Origin of the sequence: Streptomyces sp. NPDC004658 (genome assembly GCF_040609555.1) — a bacterium.
GTDB lineage: Bacteria > Actinomycetota > Actinomycetes > Streptomycetales > Streptomycetaceae > Streptomyces.
Genome location: NZ_JBEXKG010000041.1, coordinates 25,435 through 40,232, shown reverse-complemented (window position 1 = coordinate 40,232; position 14,798 = coordinate 25,435). Strand labels below are relative to the sequence as shown.

At 71.4% G+C, this 14,798-nt stretch carries 16 protein-coding genes; 1 reads left to right on the top strand and 15 read right to left on the bottom strand.

The annotated features are described in order from the left end of the window. Window positions 1-93 precede the first annotated feature (93 nt). The 3 genes from ABZV94_RS17025 to ABZV94_RS17015 form a co-directional block, all read right to left on the bottom strand. Window positions 94-648 (bottom strand): hypothetical protein, encoded by a 555-nt coding sequence (locus ABZV94_RS17025; protein WP_356341119.1) that lies wholly within the window; start codon window positions 646-648, stop codon window positions 94-96. An 84-nt stretch (window positions 649-732) separates the two neighbouring features. Next, the gene (locus ABZV94_RS17020) at window positions 733-1,167 is read right to left on the bottom strand and encodes a hypothetical protein (protein ID WP_356341118.1); all 435 of its coding nucleotides are present in this window, start codon (window positions 1,165-1,167) and stop codon (window positions 733-735) included. 91 nt (window positions 1,168-1,258) lie between these two features. After that, entirely contained in the window at window positions 1,259-2,053 is a 795-nt protein-coding gene (locus ABZV94_RS17015; RefSeq protein ID WP_356341116.1) for a hypothetical protein, read from the bottom strand. A gap of 371 nt (window positions 2,054-2,424) precedes the next feature. Between ABZV94_RS17015 and ABZV94_RS17010 the strand changes: the two genes are divergently transcribed. Next, window positions 2,425-2,643, top strand: coding sequence for a hypothetical protein (locus ABZV94_RS17010; RefSeq protein WP_356341115.1), 219 nt, complete (start codon window positions 2,425-2,427; stop codon window positions 2,641-2,643). Between the two features lie 713 nt (window positions 2,644-3,356). Here ABZV94_RS17010 and ABZV94_RS17005 read toward each other — a convergent pair. The 12 genes from ABZV94_RS17005 to ABZV94_RS16950 form a co-directional block, all read right to left on the bottom strand. Then, window positions 3,357-3,839 (bottom strand): GFA family protein, encoded by a 483-nt coding sequence (locus tag ABZV94_RS17005; RefSeq protein WP_356341113.1) that lies wholly within the window; start codon window positions 3,837-3,839, stop codon window positions 3,357-3,359. A gap of 34 nt (window positions 3,840-3,873) precedes the next feature. After that, complete coding sequence (locus ABZV94_RS17000) at window positions 3,874-4,971, bottom strand: NUDIX hydrolase (RefSeq protein ID WP_356341112.1); 1,098 nt, start codon at window positions 4,969-4,971, stop codon at window positions 3,874-3,876. A 114-nt stretch (window positions 4,972-5,085) separates the two neighbouring features. Continuing rightward, entirely contained in the window at window positions 5,086-5,982 is an 897-nt protein-coding gene (locus ABZV94_RS16995) for a carbon-nitrogen hydrolase family protein (RefSeq protein WP_356341110.1), read from the bottom strand. A gap of 105 nt (window positions 5,983-6,087) precedes the next feature. After that, window positions 6,088-6,861: a PIG-L family deacetylase gene (locus tag ABZV94_RS16990; protein WP_356341109.1), complete on the bottom strand. Its 774-nt coding sequence runs from the start codon at window positions 6,859-6,861 to the stop codon at window positions 6,088-6,090. A gap of 39 nt (window positions 6,862-6,900) precedes the next feature. Further along, the gene (locus ABZV94_RS16985) at window positions 6,901-7,770 is read right to left on the bottom strand and encodes a glycosyltransferase family 2 protein (protein WP_356341107.1); all 870 of its coding nucleotides are present in this window, start codon (window positions 7,768-7,770) and stop codon (window positions 6,901-6,903) included. A gap of 49 nt (window positions 7,771-7,819) precedes the next feature. Further along, window positions 7,820-8,668 carry a hypothetical protein gene (locus ABZV94_RS16980; protein WP_356341105.1) on the bottom strand — a complete coding sequence of 283 codons (849 nt, stop codon included), beginning with the start codon at window positions 8,666-8,668 and terminating at the stop codon, window positions 7,820-7,822. A 126-nt stretch (window positions 8,669-8,794) separates the two neighbouring features. Further along, complete coding sequence (locus tag ABZV94_RS16975) at window positions 8,795-9,463, bottom strand: 3'-5' exonuclease (RefSeq protein WP_356341104.1); 669 nt, start codon at window positions 9,461-9,463, stop codon at window positions 8,795-8,797. A 118-nt stretch (window positions 9,464-9,581) separates the two neighbouring features. Then, window positions 9,582-10,199 carry a class I SAM-dependent methyltransferase gene (locus tag ABZV94_RS16970; RefSeq protein ID WP_356341102.1) on the bottom strand — a complete coding sequence of 206 codons (618 nt, stop codon included), beginning with the start codon at window positions 10,197-10,199 and terminating at the stop codon, window positions 9,582-9,584. Continuing rightward, window positions 10,196-11,254, bottom strand: a complete 1,059-nt coding sequence (locus tag ABZV94_RS16965) for a GNAT family N-acetyltransferase (protein WP_356341101.1) — start codon at window positions 11,252-11,254, stop codon at window positions 10,196-10,198. The genes ABZV94_RS16970 and ABZV94_RS16965 overlap by 4 nt, the downstream gene beginning before the upstream one ends. After that, a complete protein-coding gene (locus tag ABZV94_RS16960; RefSeq protein ID WP_356341099.1) occupies window positions 11,251-12,675 on the bottom strand; it encodes a phosphotransferase in 1,425 nt (474 codons plus the stop codon). Before ABZV94_RS16960 ends, ABZV94_RS16965 begins: the two co-directional genes overlap by 4 nt. Continuing rightward, window positions 12,672-13,481, bottom strand: a complete 810-nt coding sequence (locus ABZV94_RS16955; protein WP_356341097.1) for a methyltransferase — start codon at window positions 13,479-13,481, stop codon at window positions 12,672-12,674. The genes ABZV94_RS16960 and ABZV94_RS16955 overlap by 4 nt, the downstream gene beginning before the upstream one ends. Continuing rightward, a complete protein-coding gene (locus ABZV94_RS16950) occupies window positions 13,478-14,728 on the bottom strand; it encodes a methyltransferase (RefSeq protein ID WP_356341096.1) in 1,251 nt (416 codons plus the stop codon). The genes ABZV94_RS16955 and ABZV94_RS16950 overlap by 4 nt, the downstream gene beginning before the upstream one ends. Between the last annotated feature and the right edge of the window lie 70 nt (window positions 14,729-14,798).

Genomic DNA, 14,798 nt, shown 5'->3' with positions numbered 1-14,798 from the left:
TACCGGCCCAGAGATGTCCAGTCGCCTGGCCGGTACCGGGACCAACGCCCGTTGACGCTTAAGAGTATACCGTAGTTTTGGTGTTTCCGCAGCTCAGAACCGCTCAGAGCAGTTCCTTTTTTTGAGTTCTTTGTTGGCGGTGGGCACCCACCAGAAGATGCGGCTCATCTCGTCCGTACCGTCAGGCTGGGGGAAGCTGCCGCGGTGCAGTGCGGTGGGGATCGCGCTGTCACTCACGCCCAGCGCCTTGGTGAGGTGGTTGATGTACACCCTCCTACGCCCGGTTGCGGGATCGATGGTCGGGTGCTTCGGCAGCCACCGCCGGCTGGTGCCTTCCTGTTCCTCCACGTACTTGCCCTTGGAGTCCAGATAGCCGAGGGCCTTGCCGAGAGCCAGGACCACCTCGACCGGGTAACGAGGCCGGCTGCCGCCGACCATCTCCGGATCGAGTTCGACGCCGATCTTCTCGGCGATCTCGTGGAGGAGCGGCACTTCCCGCAGGGGCTTCCCGCCGGCGAGCTTCTGCTTCTGCGGAAGATGCCACCGCTGGGCCGCGGTGCGGCCGAGCCGGAACGCTCTCGAGATCTCGCTCAAGCCCAGCGGCTCGGTGCGTTTCGTGAGGTCGATAGGGGTTTCCGAATCGGTCATAGCTCTGCCTTTGACTCCTAAGACTTACAGTTTCGGTGAGAATACGGCACCTGCTCGCAGGCGCCGCGATACGTGCGGGCCGGCTCATGCGGCACACCCGGGGGCGTCAGCAGCGGTCGCGGACTGCACCAAGCGGGCCACGATGGCCAGCAGCTCGCGCGCGAACGCAAGGTGCTCCGGCCGGCCGCGGGCCGCGGCGGCCGCGTACAGGTCGTGCGCGCCGGCGTCGTCGCCGTTGGCGTACGCCTCCAGGAAGCAGGCGGCCAACGCCCGCCCCGGCACCGCGTCCAGGCTCCCGGGCACGTACTCGACGAGGGTGAACTGCGCTGCGGCCGGCAACAGCCCGTGTATTCGGCACAGGGCCCGGGCGCCGGCCTCGGCGACGTCGCAGCACAGCACGAACGACGCCAGGCTCTCCGGCGCATTGCCGACCAGCTGCTCCAGCGCGCCGTCGACGTTGCCGGCGACGGCTTGGACAAGAGCGTCCCAGGCGCGGCGGGCGACCTGTAGGTGCTTCACGGATCTCCATTCCTGGATAGCGGTGTACGCCTGCCCGCGACGGCGGCCGTGCGAGCAGGCGGATCAAAGCGGATGGGACGGGGTCGAAGGATCAGCCGCCGACCGCCAGGACCAAGTCGCGGCAGCCGCAGCCGCCCGCCGGGCAGGGCAGCTGGCCGGACTCCATGCGGAGCGCATGCGCCGTGCTGTTATGCCCGCAGACGGCGCACCGCGCGTCCGGCCCCACCCCGGCCGCGCGGCGTCGCCGCTCGAGCTCGGCCAAGGCGGCTGTGCGGTCCAGGTCGGCCCGCGCCTCGCCCAGGGCGAGTTCGATCGCGGGGCCGTCCAATGGCCCCGACAGGTCGGTGGTGTCGATCGTCGCAAGAGCGCCGGCGAGGGCCGGCTCCCGCGCGACGAACATCCGCAGCAGGCTCCAGGCCTCCACCAGCTCTCCAGCGCGCTGGGCTTCCTCCTCGTGCCGCAGCGGCAGCGGGTCGGTCATGTCGGTGATCTCCGGGATTCGAGGCGAGCGGGCAGGGCGGGTGCGCAGCGGCCGCCCCGCCAGTGCCAATTGGCGCGGCCCCGCCCCCGGTTCGTTCCTCCCGGGCGTGGCGGTGCAGCTCCGCTCCGCGTCGGCGGCCGCGCGGATGTCGAGTCTGGGTGATGGCAGGTGTGGATGGGTGACGGGCACCCGGCCAGTTCCGAGTGCGCCGCCCAGAACCGTGGCGCGAAAGCGGATCGCCGAGTGAGCTTCGGGACGCGTGCCCGAGGTCTGCGGCCAGTCAGCCCCAGGCCGTACCGCAGAATGGGCAGGCTCTGAAGCGAACTTGCGGAGCAGCCGTTGCTGCCGCATGGCCAGGCGGCGCCGGTGGCGCCCGCGTGCTGGGGCCTGGTCGAACGTACGCATGCGTCCCTCCTTTCCGTCCTTGGGGACGGCACAGCCTCCCCACGGTCATGACGCTTAAGACTGTACGGGTGGTGCATGTGACTCCGCAAGTCTTAAGCGTCTCTCGGTAGGGGCTCGCCAGTCAGCAGGCGGGCCGTGGCCGCCCGTGGATTCGTCTCGATGGAAGCCGGCGCCGGCGTTACGCGCTGACCTCAAGGATGGTGACGCTTAAGGAAATACTCTCCGAGGCCTTGTGTGCAATACTTAAGCGTCATGCTGTCTCGTGGGTGCGCGGGAACGGGGCTGGCGTACACCGCAGAAGAACACGGCCCCTCTGGGTTGATCACCACCCCCACACGAGCGGCCGGCACACGACCCAGGAGGAGCGCTTGGTGACCATCACGCTGCACTTCGAGCCTCAGGACCGAGTCCAGCGGCCGACGATCCACGGAAAGCAGCACGGCACGGTCCGCACCACCTCGTGGGAGTCGACCAGCGGCATGGGCTGCTACTACATCCAGTGGGACGGGTCCTCGGTTGCCCGCCCCTACAGCGACACCGACGTAGCCGACCAGCAGATCACGTTGACCGAGACCACGGGCGACGTGTAACACCTCGAACGCAGGCCGCCGGGCGCCGCACCCGTCTTGTTTGCTGGGCATCCTCGCGCATGCGGCAGCCACGGTGACCGGAGCGCGGTACGGGCCGGGGTGTCGCCAGGCCGCGGGGGGACCGGCCGGCAACACCCCGGCGGGCCGAGGGCCCTGCGCCAAGCAGTGACGGCCTGACCAGGGCCTATGCCGGACGCGGGGTGGTCCCCTCGGCCGGACCCGGCCGGGCACGGGGGGTCGGTGCCCGGCAGGGAACTGCGGGGACACCGAAACGCTACGAGCCGTGCCCTGTGGATAAGTTCTGCCGCTGAGCCGGTCCCGGTGGAACACGAAGGTGTTGTGACCGAGACTTGTAGGTGGCACGTGGAGCGCGGTCGGTGGCGAATCTTGCTGCCTCGCCGACGGCCAACGCGCCTACCTGCGGAGACGGCGTCGAGCTGCGGGCCGGAGGAGGCATGATCTGCCAACTACTGCCCTCAAGATCTGCCAACCATCGTTCTCTGCACGCCCCTGACCTGCGCAGATACATGCGCGTATTGCCAACTACCGCCCTCGGTCACAGGTGTGCGGGAGAGTCGGTAGGAGACACGGTTGCTTGCCGCGGGAGCGCGTCGGTTGAGGTGGGCACCGGAGGCTTGGTGGCCGGCCTTCAGCGCCAGTTCGGCCCCGCGGGGTTCCTTATGGTGGCGTGCCCGGCGGCTGATTTGACGGCGTCATTGTGAGGCGGGCAGCGGACGGAGAGGATCGGGAGCGAGGGTGATGGTGATCCACGGCACGGCCTCGTCGCGGTAGGAGTGGCCGACGGGATCGGTGCCACTCGGGTCGTCGAGGCTGAAGCCGGTGACCATGATCATGTCTGAGTCGTCAGCGACAGAGACGAGGTGTGTCCCGCAGGTCGGGCAGAAGCCCCGGCGAAGGGTGGGCCAGGTGGTGTACCACGTCGGTTCGCCGCCGGGACCGGTCCACGTCAGCCCCTTCTTATCGAAGCCGACCCACAGGACTGCAGGGGCGCCAGAAATACGCGTTTCATGTGGGCAAGAGCAGAGGTGCGGGTCGATCGGTTCACCGAGGACCTGGTAGGCGATGCGGCGGCACTGGCAGTGCCCGGTCCGAGCGATCTCGGGTCGGGCGGCCTCACGATGCCGCCCAGTCTGAGGCTGGGCGGGGGGCTGCTCGGGTGTGAGGGCGGCGTTCATCAGCTTCTCGATTCGGTGGAGGCGGGGGGGGGAGTTACCAGGAGATCGGGTCGGTGAGTTCGGTGACGGGCTGGTGAGTGGCTTTGGGGATGCCGAGGAGGACGCGGGCCTGGTGCGCAGCCGTGAGCTGCTGCTCTGCCGCGGATGGTCCCCAGTCGAAGAACTCCAGGGCCTGCTCGGGGGTGGCCAGGATGCGGACGTAGGTTCGGCCGGTAGCCGGATCCACTTGGGCCGCGTCCAGGCTCATGAGGATGGCGGCGTAGCGGACCCGCGCACAGGGGCCGTCGGGGTCCGACAGGTACCCGAAGTAGCGAGCGCCGGCGAGCTCCGCTGCAGCCTCCTCGCGGGCTTCACGGACGGCGGTGGCCACGGGGTCACCGCCGTCTTCAAGTTCTGGGGTGCCACCGGGCAGGACGGCTGCACCGGTGTCGGGTTCGAGGAGGACGAGGACTCGCCCGTCCGGCGCGAAGGCCCAGACCCAGGACTGGCGGACCGGGAGGCCGGCGGGGACGGGCATGGGGTGGAAGGACAGGTGGTGGCGAGCCCGGGCAGTGCGCAGGACGCCGACTCGGTCGAGGACGGTGGGGGCGAGCGGGAGCCCGTCCTCCAGGAAGACGGGCCCGGCGCCGTTGATGCGGGCACGGAGTGCGGACAGGGCGCGGCGGGCGTCGTCGGGCGCCATCAGAGCAGGAAGGTCAGCGGGTTCGACGAACTCGATGCCGTCGATCTCGCCCGGACAGGGCCGGATCGCCGCGATCTGGTCGTCGTCCCAGACGCCGCCGTCGAAGACGTGCAGGAGTTCGCCCGGGAAGTTCATGGCCGGGGGCGTTGCCCGGCCGGTGGGAGAGACCCAGTCGACGGCCAGCCCACGGGTGACCGTCGCCGTGACGCCGAGCTCCTCTTCCAGCTCGCGGGCTGCGCCCTGGGCGGGGGACTCGCCCTTGTCGAGGGCACCGCCGGGCAGCAGCCGAGTGGGGCGGTAGGTCACACGCTGGAGCAGTACCTGCCCTCGCCGATTGGTGATCAGCACGGAGGTTCCGGCCCACAGGGAGTGCGAGGCGCGCAGTGCCCCGTAAGCCTCGTCCGTCATCGCGACGCTGGGGCGTTCGTCGGGCGCGGAAGTCGTCGTCATCTCTGCTCTCTCCTGTCACGTTGTGGGGCACGGGCTGCTGCAGGAGGACGGTCGGGGCCGTCGTTTAGCGGCCGGCCTTCGCCCCGGGCCGGCGAATCTGGCGGTTGGGCGGTCTTAGAACGCGGTGCCAACATCGCTGCGGGGGTCACCCACGGGCGTCCGTTCGTCGTAGAGTCCGGCTCGGGCCGAGCGCCGCCAGGGGCGGGCGCGGCGAACGGCCATGGCGATGTCTTCGTCCTGCGAGTCGAGGTCGATGTCCGCGATCGCCAGGGCGGGATGTCCGTTCGCGGGGCAGCGCGCCAGCCAGCGGCCGCCGGGCGCCACGATCCCGGACGGCGCCGTTGCGCTGAACTGGGCCGGGATGGCGTAGCCGATCCAGTAGTTGTAGAGCGTTCCGTACGCCTGGGCGACACGAGCCCGGGGGGCGTCGTCGACCATCACCGACAGCAGGACGCAGTCGGCGTCCATGCGTTCGTACTCGGCGAAGATCTCCGGGAAGTTGGCCTCGATGCACAGTGCGAAGCCGAACCGGATGCCGTCCACCTCGATGACGAGCGGCTGATGCCCCGGGGAGTACAGGAAGGACACCTCGGTGTGTGACAGGAAGCGCTTGTCGTGTCGGGCTACCAGCTGGCCGTGGTCGGAGACGATGTAGAGGCTGTTGTGCGGCCGGTTCGGCGGTGTGAGGGGGTGGATCGATCCGAACACCGTCCACAGGCCGAGCTTTCCCGCCAGCGCGGCGATCGACTCCGCTTCCTCACGCAGTACATCCCACGCGGCACGGCTCCAGTCAGCCGGCACCAGCTCACTGGCCGGACCGGCCGCCATCACGTGCTTGCTCGGGTAGGTGACCGATCCCTCGCAAAACTGCATCAACCGCGCACCCGCCTCGGCGGCTTCGGCCATCAGCGCGCGGATCTCCTGCCCGGCCGCCCGCAGCGCGCCTCGATCAGTGGGGTCTTCCGGCACCGTGCTCTGCGCGACCGCCAGCCGCAAGGTCTTCCTGGCCACACGGGGACGTTCATCGGGTGCAGAAGTCGTAGGCATCTCTCTCCGATCAGTGAGTTCTTACTCGTGCGCGGTGAAGCGGTGAATGCTCGGCACGCGGCCGGCGCGTCAGACGGTCAGCCGGTTCGGGGCGCCCTTCTCGGGACCGGGGGAGAGCCGGGTGAAGTGTTCGGTGTTGATCATCTGAGCGCGGTCGAATTCGGGAAGGCGGGCGAGGATGCCGGGCAGGGGCCGCTCGCGCGCGACCTCGCCGCGGTGCGCGAGGATCGCCCGCCACTTCACGTCGGCCCAGGGGGTGACGTCGACGCTGGTGGTCACGTACGAGTCCGGGACCGCGAGGACCTTCTTTCCCACCCCTTCGAGCAGCGGTCGCAGCAGGCCGACGCCGGACTCGGGGTGCGTGGCGGCGTACAGCGCGGCTGGCTGCCACGGAGGGCCCGCTTCGGGATGCAGGTGGGCAAGGCCGGCGGCTTCGACGGCCAGCAGGGCGATCTGATGGGTGCGTACATGGTCGGGGTGGCCGGTCAGCTGGCCGAGGGCGTCGTGGGTGACGACGATGTCGGGGCGGAAGTCGCGGATGTGGGCAACGAGCCGGCCGATGACCTCGTCCAAGGGGGCGTCGACGAGCCGGGGCCGGCTGGGCGCGGCCTCGGCATTGCGGGCGTCGCCGTAGCCGAGCAGGCGAGGGGCGCCGGCGCCCAGGACGGCCAGGGCGTCGGCGAGTTCGGGCGCCCGGCGGCTCTCGGGGGCCCAGGTGGCGGTGACGACCGCTGTGCGGGCGCCGGCGGCGTGGTGCTGCGCGAGCACACCACCAGCTAGAAGACTCTCATCATCAGGGTGCGCGAACACCCCCAGCAGCGAGGGCAGGGACGGGTGGTTCATGGCGGAGAGGCCTCCTCGAGGCGGTGGATGGGAGGGAGGTCAGATGATCGGCGGCCGCCCGGCCGCCGTAAGCCGGTAGACGGTGCGCCAGCTCATCGGGCGCCGCGGCTGCGTGCGCCGCGTGGTCCAGCCTTCGCGCATGCCGCGCAGAGTCTCGCCCAGCCCGCCGCCGCGCATGGCCCGGACCAGGGTGATCGCCGTCCACACGCTCAGGTAGAGGGGGAGGAGCGGGGCGGGGAGGTTGCGGTGGGCGATCCAGATGCGGTTGCGGGCGGCGAGCCGGTGGTACAGCGCGTGGCGGGCCGGGATGGTGAGCGGGTGGTGCATGCGGATCGACGCCGCGTACCAGCCGCTCCAGCCCGCCTCGTACAGCCGCCAGGCCAAATCGAACCCCTCGTGATACAGGAACATCCGGCTTTCCCACCCGCCCACCGCGTCGAAGGCGTCGCGGCGGATCAGGACGACGCCCTCGGTCATCGAGGTGACCCTCCCCGGCCGCCCCGGGGCCGAGGCGCTTAGCCGGGGGACCCAACGGCGTGGCGTGGTCGTATCGTCCGGGCCGGTCAGCCGGGGCTGCACCCAGGCGGCTTCGGGGTGCTGCTCGGCCTCGGCGACGAGCCGGGCGAGGACATCGGGGCGGGGGAAGGCCGCGTCGTTGTCGAGGAAGTACAGCCAGTCGGCCGGATCGTCCGCGTTGCGCAGCGCGTGGGAGCCGGCGTTGCGGCCGCCGGGGATGCCGATGTTCTTGGGCAGGCACACGGTGAGCGCGCCGGCCGGGACGACCTCGGGTTTGCAGCCGTTGCCGACTACCACCACCCGGATGTCGACACCTTTCTGCGCCAGGAGCGTTGCCTGCGCGGCGGCTTCTTCGTCCGGCCGGTCGTTCAAGGTCAACACGACTACGTCCACGCGTGGGTGGGGCACAGGTTCCTCCAGGCCGTCGAGAGCCGTGCGGTGGTCAGGGCGTGGGGACGGGGACGCCGGTGAGGTGCTCGACCCGGTGGGCGATGAGGGGGGCGAGACGGGGGTGGACGCCCCGGGAGCAGGCCTGGAGGAGCTGTCCGAGGGCGACGAGTTCCCCGGCCCGGCCGGCTGGTGTGTCGAGGACGTCGGCGAATTCGTGCCGCACACGCGCGGCGACCGCCGGCACGGTCAGTGAGTAGGCGTGGAGCAGGCCGGGGTCGTAGCCGACCGGCATGCGGCCCCAACCCTCCCAATCGAAGATGATCAAGGTCGGGGCGGTGAGGTTGGCCCAGTGCAGGTCCGCGTGCCCGGTGGTGCACTCGCTGATCCGTGGCGGGTCGATGCCCACGAAGCGGCGGAAGTTGCGGTCGATCCAGGATTGCCTCACGGCCTCACGGTCGGTTGGCACCGCGGCGAGCGCGCGCGATGCGGCGCGCAGGTCTCGCCACCAGGCATCCGGCAGCCCAGGATCACGGTCGAGCACTGGGCTGCCTGCGACAACTGCCGGGGTGGTGACGAGTTCGGTGAGTTCGGCCCGGTACGCGTACGAGCCGCACGTCCAGTCCGTGAGGTTGCGCAGCCGGGGGCGCGGAACCGATCGCGGCACGGCCGTGTCCGCGAGGGCGGTGCCCTCCCACAGTCGCCCACCGGCCCTCTCCGACGGAGCGGAGACGAGGCGCAGCCAGCTCGTGCCGGCGCGCCGTCCGAGCGTGCGGCCTTGCCACCCCCATACCTCCCGGGCCGACGGCGAGACCTGGAAGTCGTGGGCCGCTGTCGCGAACGCGCGGCGCATCCGCGCGACGTCCTCGGCGGCGTCCGGGGCGGTGAACACCAGCGTGGTCATGGACAGTTACCTCATCTCGCGTCAGTCTGATCAACGGCCTGGGGCAGGGGACTGTCACGGACGGCTCTACGGGCACCAGCCCTGAAGCGGTTGACCGCATCGCGTCCTTTCTGCCAGGACGCTGCTTCAGAACAGGGCACATTGCTCCACTTCCGGGGCTGCGTGCGGCCGCTGGTTGGGCTGCAATCCGGCGACCGCATCCAGTTCGAGGAGGGTGCTCCAGCGTCCGTCGGCGCATCCGTCGTCCAGCAGCCGGGCCAGCACCTGGACGGTGACCTCGGCATCCGGCATCGCGCGATGCCGTCCGGCCGGCTTGGGGATGCCGTAATAGCCGAGCAGCCCATCCAGCCCGTACGAGCCGAGCCCGGGCACCACGGCCTTGGCCAGCCGCAGGGTGTCCAGCAGCGGCGTCGCCGCGAGCACAGGACAGTGCTCGGCCTGCCGGCCGATGATCCCGGCCTCCGTGGAGGCGTGGTGGGCCACCAGCCGGTACGGCGGCGCGGTCAGACGTGCGTCGAGCCGCGCCAGCACTTCGGCGGCCGGACGCGCCGTGCAGAGCATCTGCTGGGTGATGCCCTTGAGCTGGACGTCCCGCGCGGTCACGGGCACGTCGGCGGGCGGCCGCATCAGCTCCTCGAAGCGGCCGACCTCCACCAACCTGTCTCCCACAGGGCGCAGTGCCAGCGCCGCGACCTCGATCGGCTCGGCAGGCCGTCCCGCCGGGGTGAGGCCTTCGAAATCGACCACCAAGAACGTCGTGGCGGCGAAGCGGGGATCCTTCACCAGCGCGTCCACGGTGACACCTCCTGCCGGAACGCCCCCGGCTCCGAGCAGGCGCGGCGATAGGAGACACAGATCTCTCGGGTGCGGTATTCGATGTCTGGCACCGGGTGCTTCCTTCTGGTCACGGGGGTCAGGGCCGCAGGGCGTAGCAGCGCAGGACGTCGAGGTCGGCCGTCCGTACGCGGGACCAGCCGGTCGTCAGCAGTTCGGCGTCCAGGGGTGAGACCCCGAGCTTCTGGAGGGCCGGGTTGGTGGTCGTGCGGCGGCCGGCGATCTCGGTGACGACCCAGAAGACTCCGCCGGGCGCGAGGATGCGCCGGATCCGGTCGAGGAAGGCCGGCTTGTCGTCGATCCACCGGTAGACCAGGCGGCAGGTGATGAGGGCGTAGGCGGGGTGCGCCAGGGTAGTGCGGTCGTCGGTGGTGATGTCCAGGCACTGCCAGGCCGGCCCCGAGCCGGTGCCGGGCCCGGCGTTGGTGTCGTGGGCGGCGGCGAGTGCGACCGCGCTCGGGGAGCAGTCGATGCCGGTCGTCCGGTAGCCGAGCTCGTGGTGGAGGTGGCGGGCCAGGGCGCCGTCGCCGCTGCCGATGTCGAGAGCGAGGCGGCCCCTGCCGAGGCCGAGGTGCTTGCCCATCAACTGTTTCTCGCCGGTGCACACCTCCCGGTAGCGGCGGCCGCCTGCCCAGAGCGGCTCACAGTACGCGGCGGGCAGGGAGCGGTTGTCCCGGCCCGGTGCTGCCGTGCTCACTGTGCCGCCTCCGTGGCATGCGTGACAGGACCGTCCGGCCCGGTGTCCCAGTCCCAGGCGCCGACGTAGGCCGCCACCCCGCTTCGACGGGCCTCCATGACGGCCGTCAGCCGGTCGAAGTCCCCTACCGGCATCAGCGCCCGCCACTGCTCCAGCGGCAGCGCCCGTACCTCGTCATGCTCTTCGGGAGCGAGGACGAGGTTTGCGAGCTGCTCGCCGGTGAGCCGCCCGCCGTCGAACACGAAGGTCACGGTCGACGAAGGGAACCCGGGCCCGGGCAGGCCGAACACCGCCGCCAGCAGCCGCGGCGGCCCGGACACCAGCAGCCCGGTCTCCTCGGCGGTCTCGCGGACCGCGGTCTCCCACGGCCGCTCGCCCTCCTCCGCCGTTCCACCGGGCCACTGCCAGGGGTGTTCGGGGCTGTAGACGCTGTGGAGCTGCACGGGCCGGTCGTGCTCGTCGGTGAAGAACACGCTGGCGGACACGACGGCCTTCGGCAGCGTCGCCGCGTACTCCTCGGGATCGAGCCTCTTTTCGGTCATCGCGCGCCCCCCGTCGCGGGCCTGCGGGAGCTTCGTCATCCGCATGAGGGCCGGATCGCGCGCGAAGCCGAACTCCTCGTACAGCGGCGCGGCCTCCTTGCTCGCGTGCAGTTCGTAGAGCGTGACCCCCTCGCGCTCCAACGCTTCCAGCAGCGCGGACACCGCCGCCCTGGCGAGGCCGCGCCGCCGGTGGGCGGGTTCGGTGGCCACGACGTGGATCCGGGCGGCCAGCCCCTTGGGGTACTTCGGGGCCGACAGGACGGGGTGGACCAGTGCCAGCGCGCACGCGGCCAGCCCGCCACCCGGCGCGTCGACGACGCAGGCGCGGGCATCGCCCCCGGGCTGCAGCCGGTGTGCGAGCTGGTCGCGGCAGATGACGAGCCACTCCTCGTCGAGCGGTTCGGACAGGACGAGCTGCGAGCGCAGCCGGGTGATCTCGGCCGCGTCGTCCGCAGTGGCCACTCGCGGAACGGGCCCTGTTCCCGTGCCCGGTACGTCCGAGCTGTGCGTCATCGCGGGTCACCTCCGTCGATCGTGCGGGAAGCGTGCGCAGCGGCGCCGGCGCGGCAGCGCAACAAGGTGCGGCGCCCCCGCTCGACCAGCTCCGGGTCGCCGGTCTTGCTCCCGAAGGCGATGCCGGACACCGCGTCCAGGACCGCTTCCACCAGCAGGCGCGCCCTCTCGTCCTCTGTGAGACGCCGGCCGTACCCGGCGAAGAACGCCTCGTAGAGGTCTTCCCGACCGTCGAAACAGTCGAGGAGACGGACCAGGTCCCGCACCGCGGACTGTGGTTCGCTGCGTTCGAAGTCGATGACCCGCAGGGTGCCGTCACCGGCCCGGAGCAGGTTGCGGAGCTGTAGATCGCCGTGGGTCACCACCGCTTCGACTAGCGGCAGCCGGACAGCACTGTCCACGACCCACCGCACGTACTTCTCGTCACCGGGCCTCAGATGCGGTCGCGCCCCGTCCAGGTGCCGCTCCAGCTTCGCGTGCGGGACGACCGGCGCCGTCCCGGGCGACGCCGGCGGCAGGGGGCTCGCGTGGATGCGGGCCGTGAGCTTTCCGATCGCCCGGAACACCTGCCGCTCTTCGTCCGGTGGCAGCACCATGCCGTGCAGCGGGCGGCCCTCGACGGCCGTCAGGACGACCGCCCGCAGTCCCGCGTCGGCAGCCACCAGCTGGGGACCGGCGCCCCCGAGCCCCGGCACCCATTCGCGCAGGGCCGTGACCTCCCGGCCGTGGAAGCGGTCGTTCTGGTGGATCTTGACGAACCACGTCCCGCCCGAGGCGCCCTGCGCGCGCCACACTCGGCTGGCGGTCCGGGCCCAGGACACGTCCGTCCAGGTGGTGATCCGGCCGACCGCCTGCTCGGTGAACTCCCGCACCTCCCGCCCGGGCCGCGGCTCACCCGAGCCGGGAGCGGGCATCAGGCGGAGCCGGTCGACGGCCGGGTCGTGCCCGATGATGTCGCCCGGCTCCTGGAAGTGCACCGCCATGGGAACACCGGCCCGGTAGGCGTCCAGCCCTGCGCGGCAGTAGGCGACCATCGGCTCCGGCAGGGCGTCGAACGGGAACCAGTCCATGGCGTCGCACACCTTGGGCTCCCTGACGTCCGGCGTCCCGGACCAGCGGCGGACTTCGAAGAAGAACCCGACCCGCGCGCCTCCGGCTGGTGCCCGGTGGTGGACGGTGACCGCGGCCCGCACGTCGTCCGGATCCACCACCAGGCCTGTCTCCTCGTACGCCTCGCGCACGAGCGCGGTGACGACGTCCTCGAAGGGACCGTCGACGTGGCCCGAGGGGAAGTGCCAGTGGCCCGCGGCATAGACGGTGCCGGCCCGCCGCGACAGCAGCACCTCCGGACCCTGCTCGCCCCCGCGGACAGCGATCAGATGCACGTCCACCGGCACCGTGTGCCGCTCGCTCCCACTCACCGGATGCCTCCCGGGCGACGGGCGAGCAGGACATCGAACACCGCGTTCTCGACGAGCCCGTCCTCCTTCGCCGCGTGCTCTTCCAGCAGGTCCTGAGCCTCGGCCTCGAACTGGGGATGCCGGTCACCGAAGAGGGCGGGTCGGGCGAAGCTGGTACTGCGCAGGTAGCCGATCACCTTGTCCGGGGTCCACACGCGGCGGAGCGGGAAATGGTGCTCCTCGACTTCGCTGAACGGGGACTCGGCCAAGTCGTCCTCGTACCGGCGGCCCGGCTCCGCATAGGCCCTTGTTCCGGCGCGGCGTTCGGCGCCGAGGTAGGACTGGATCAGCTCGCGCAGCGCGACGGTCCACGGCGCCGGGTGGGTCCAGAGGCTGCCGTCGCCCATGATCGCCAGGGTGGCGCCGGGAGAGGTGACACGGTCGACCACGGCCAGGACGGCCGGACGGTCCATCCAGTGGAAAGCCCGGGCGCAGGTGACCAGATCGGCCCGGTATCCCGCCTCGGGCGCGGTGAACTCCTCGGCCCGAACGGGATGGAAGGCGGCGGCCCGGCCCGTGAGAAGAGGGTGGAGGACGACACCGGCCTGGTGGAGCATGTCCCGGTCGGCATCGACCAGGTCAAGGTGGGCGAGCTGCGGCAGGACAGGCAGCAGGGCGGCCGCCACCTGGCCGGTCCCGCTGCCCAGATCGAGTAGAGCCGGGCCGCGGATGCCGCGCAGGGTGCCGGCGAGCAGGTGGACGACTTCGTCCGGGAGGCCGGGGCGGTGCCGACTGTAGGCGTCCGCCGCGGCGTGGAACAGGGTCACAGGATCTTCTCCGTGTGGTGCTCGGTCGGGCAGGGGGCGGCGGGTTGGTGGGGCACCGGCGCGAGCGGAGGCAGGACCCACTTCAGGGCGCGCAGGCCGGTGCCGGAGGCGACGTGCTGTGGCCCGCCGCCTTCCGGCACGGTCACCCGGTAGCTGTCGGGCCGTCCGGCCAGGACCCAGCGGGCGTGCACGTCCTCGAGCTCGGCCCACACATCCCTGGGCCCGTGGACGCGGACGGTGTCCTCGCCGGGGCCGGCGACGGCCCAGGAGTCCTCGTCGGGGGCGGCGATCGTCATCGTCTCGGCCTGGAAGTCGCGGACGAGCCCGGGGGCCAGATACGCGGCCGCGAGCCAGAAGCCGTACGCGTCGTCCGGCGGCGGCGCGAGCCGGGTCGGGCGCGGTACGCCGGGTTCGGCCTTGATCCGGGGCCGTATCTTCACGGCGTCGAGCCACCGGTAGCCAAGCATGGGCCGGTACCCGCGCGGCCGCCCTCGCAGCACCGCCTCGATCTGGCCTGCCCCGGTGCGGGTGGCCAGTAGCTGTCCGGGCCAGCTCGGGGTGCGGGTGGTGAGCGTCGTCAGCAGCCGCCCACCGGGCGCGAGCTGCTTCACCCACGCCGGCGGGACGCAGGGCACGCCGATGCCCGAATGGATCCGGTCGAACGTCCCTCCCGCCGGGTGCCCGTCAAGGGCATCGCCCTCCACGACCATCGCGCCCAGACCGAGCCGGTCGAGGTTGTGCTGGGCGAAGGCGGCCATGGGGCCGTCGCGTTCGACGCCGACGGCGAGGCGGGGGCCGGTGACGGCGGCGGCGAGCGCGAGGGAGACCCCCGGGCCCGGGCCGAGCTCCAGATACCGCTGCCCAGGGCCCAGTTGCAGCGTCTGCAGAGCTTCGACGGTGGCCTGGCCGTAGGTCGACATCGACGTCATGTGCCCGCCGGTCACCGGCCCGCGTACGAGCCCGTCGAGCTGCTCCCCGTCGCGCTGCAGCAGGACCGACTCACCGCTGTGGACCAGGTCGAGCCATTCCTCCCGGTCGTCCGGGTGCGCGCCGTCGAGCAGGCGCCACTCGATCGGCTCGACGCCCGGATCACTGACCCGTACGTACGCGTGGGGAAGCAGCACCTCCCGCGGCACCGACAGCAGCGCCTCGCGCAGCCGGACATCGGTCAGCACGCCGTCGGCCTCGAGGCGCTCCACCATCGCGGCGCGACGGGCACCTGCCGTGGTGGACGGGTCAGCAGACATGACGGTCCTCTTCCTGACGCGGTGGATAGCAGGGCGCTGGCGCAGCGGGCATGACGGTCAGGCGGCCGGC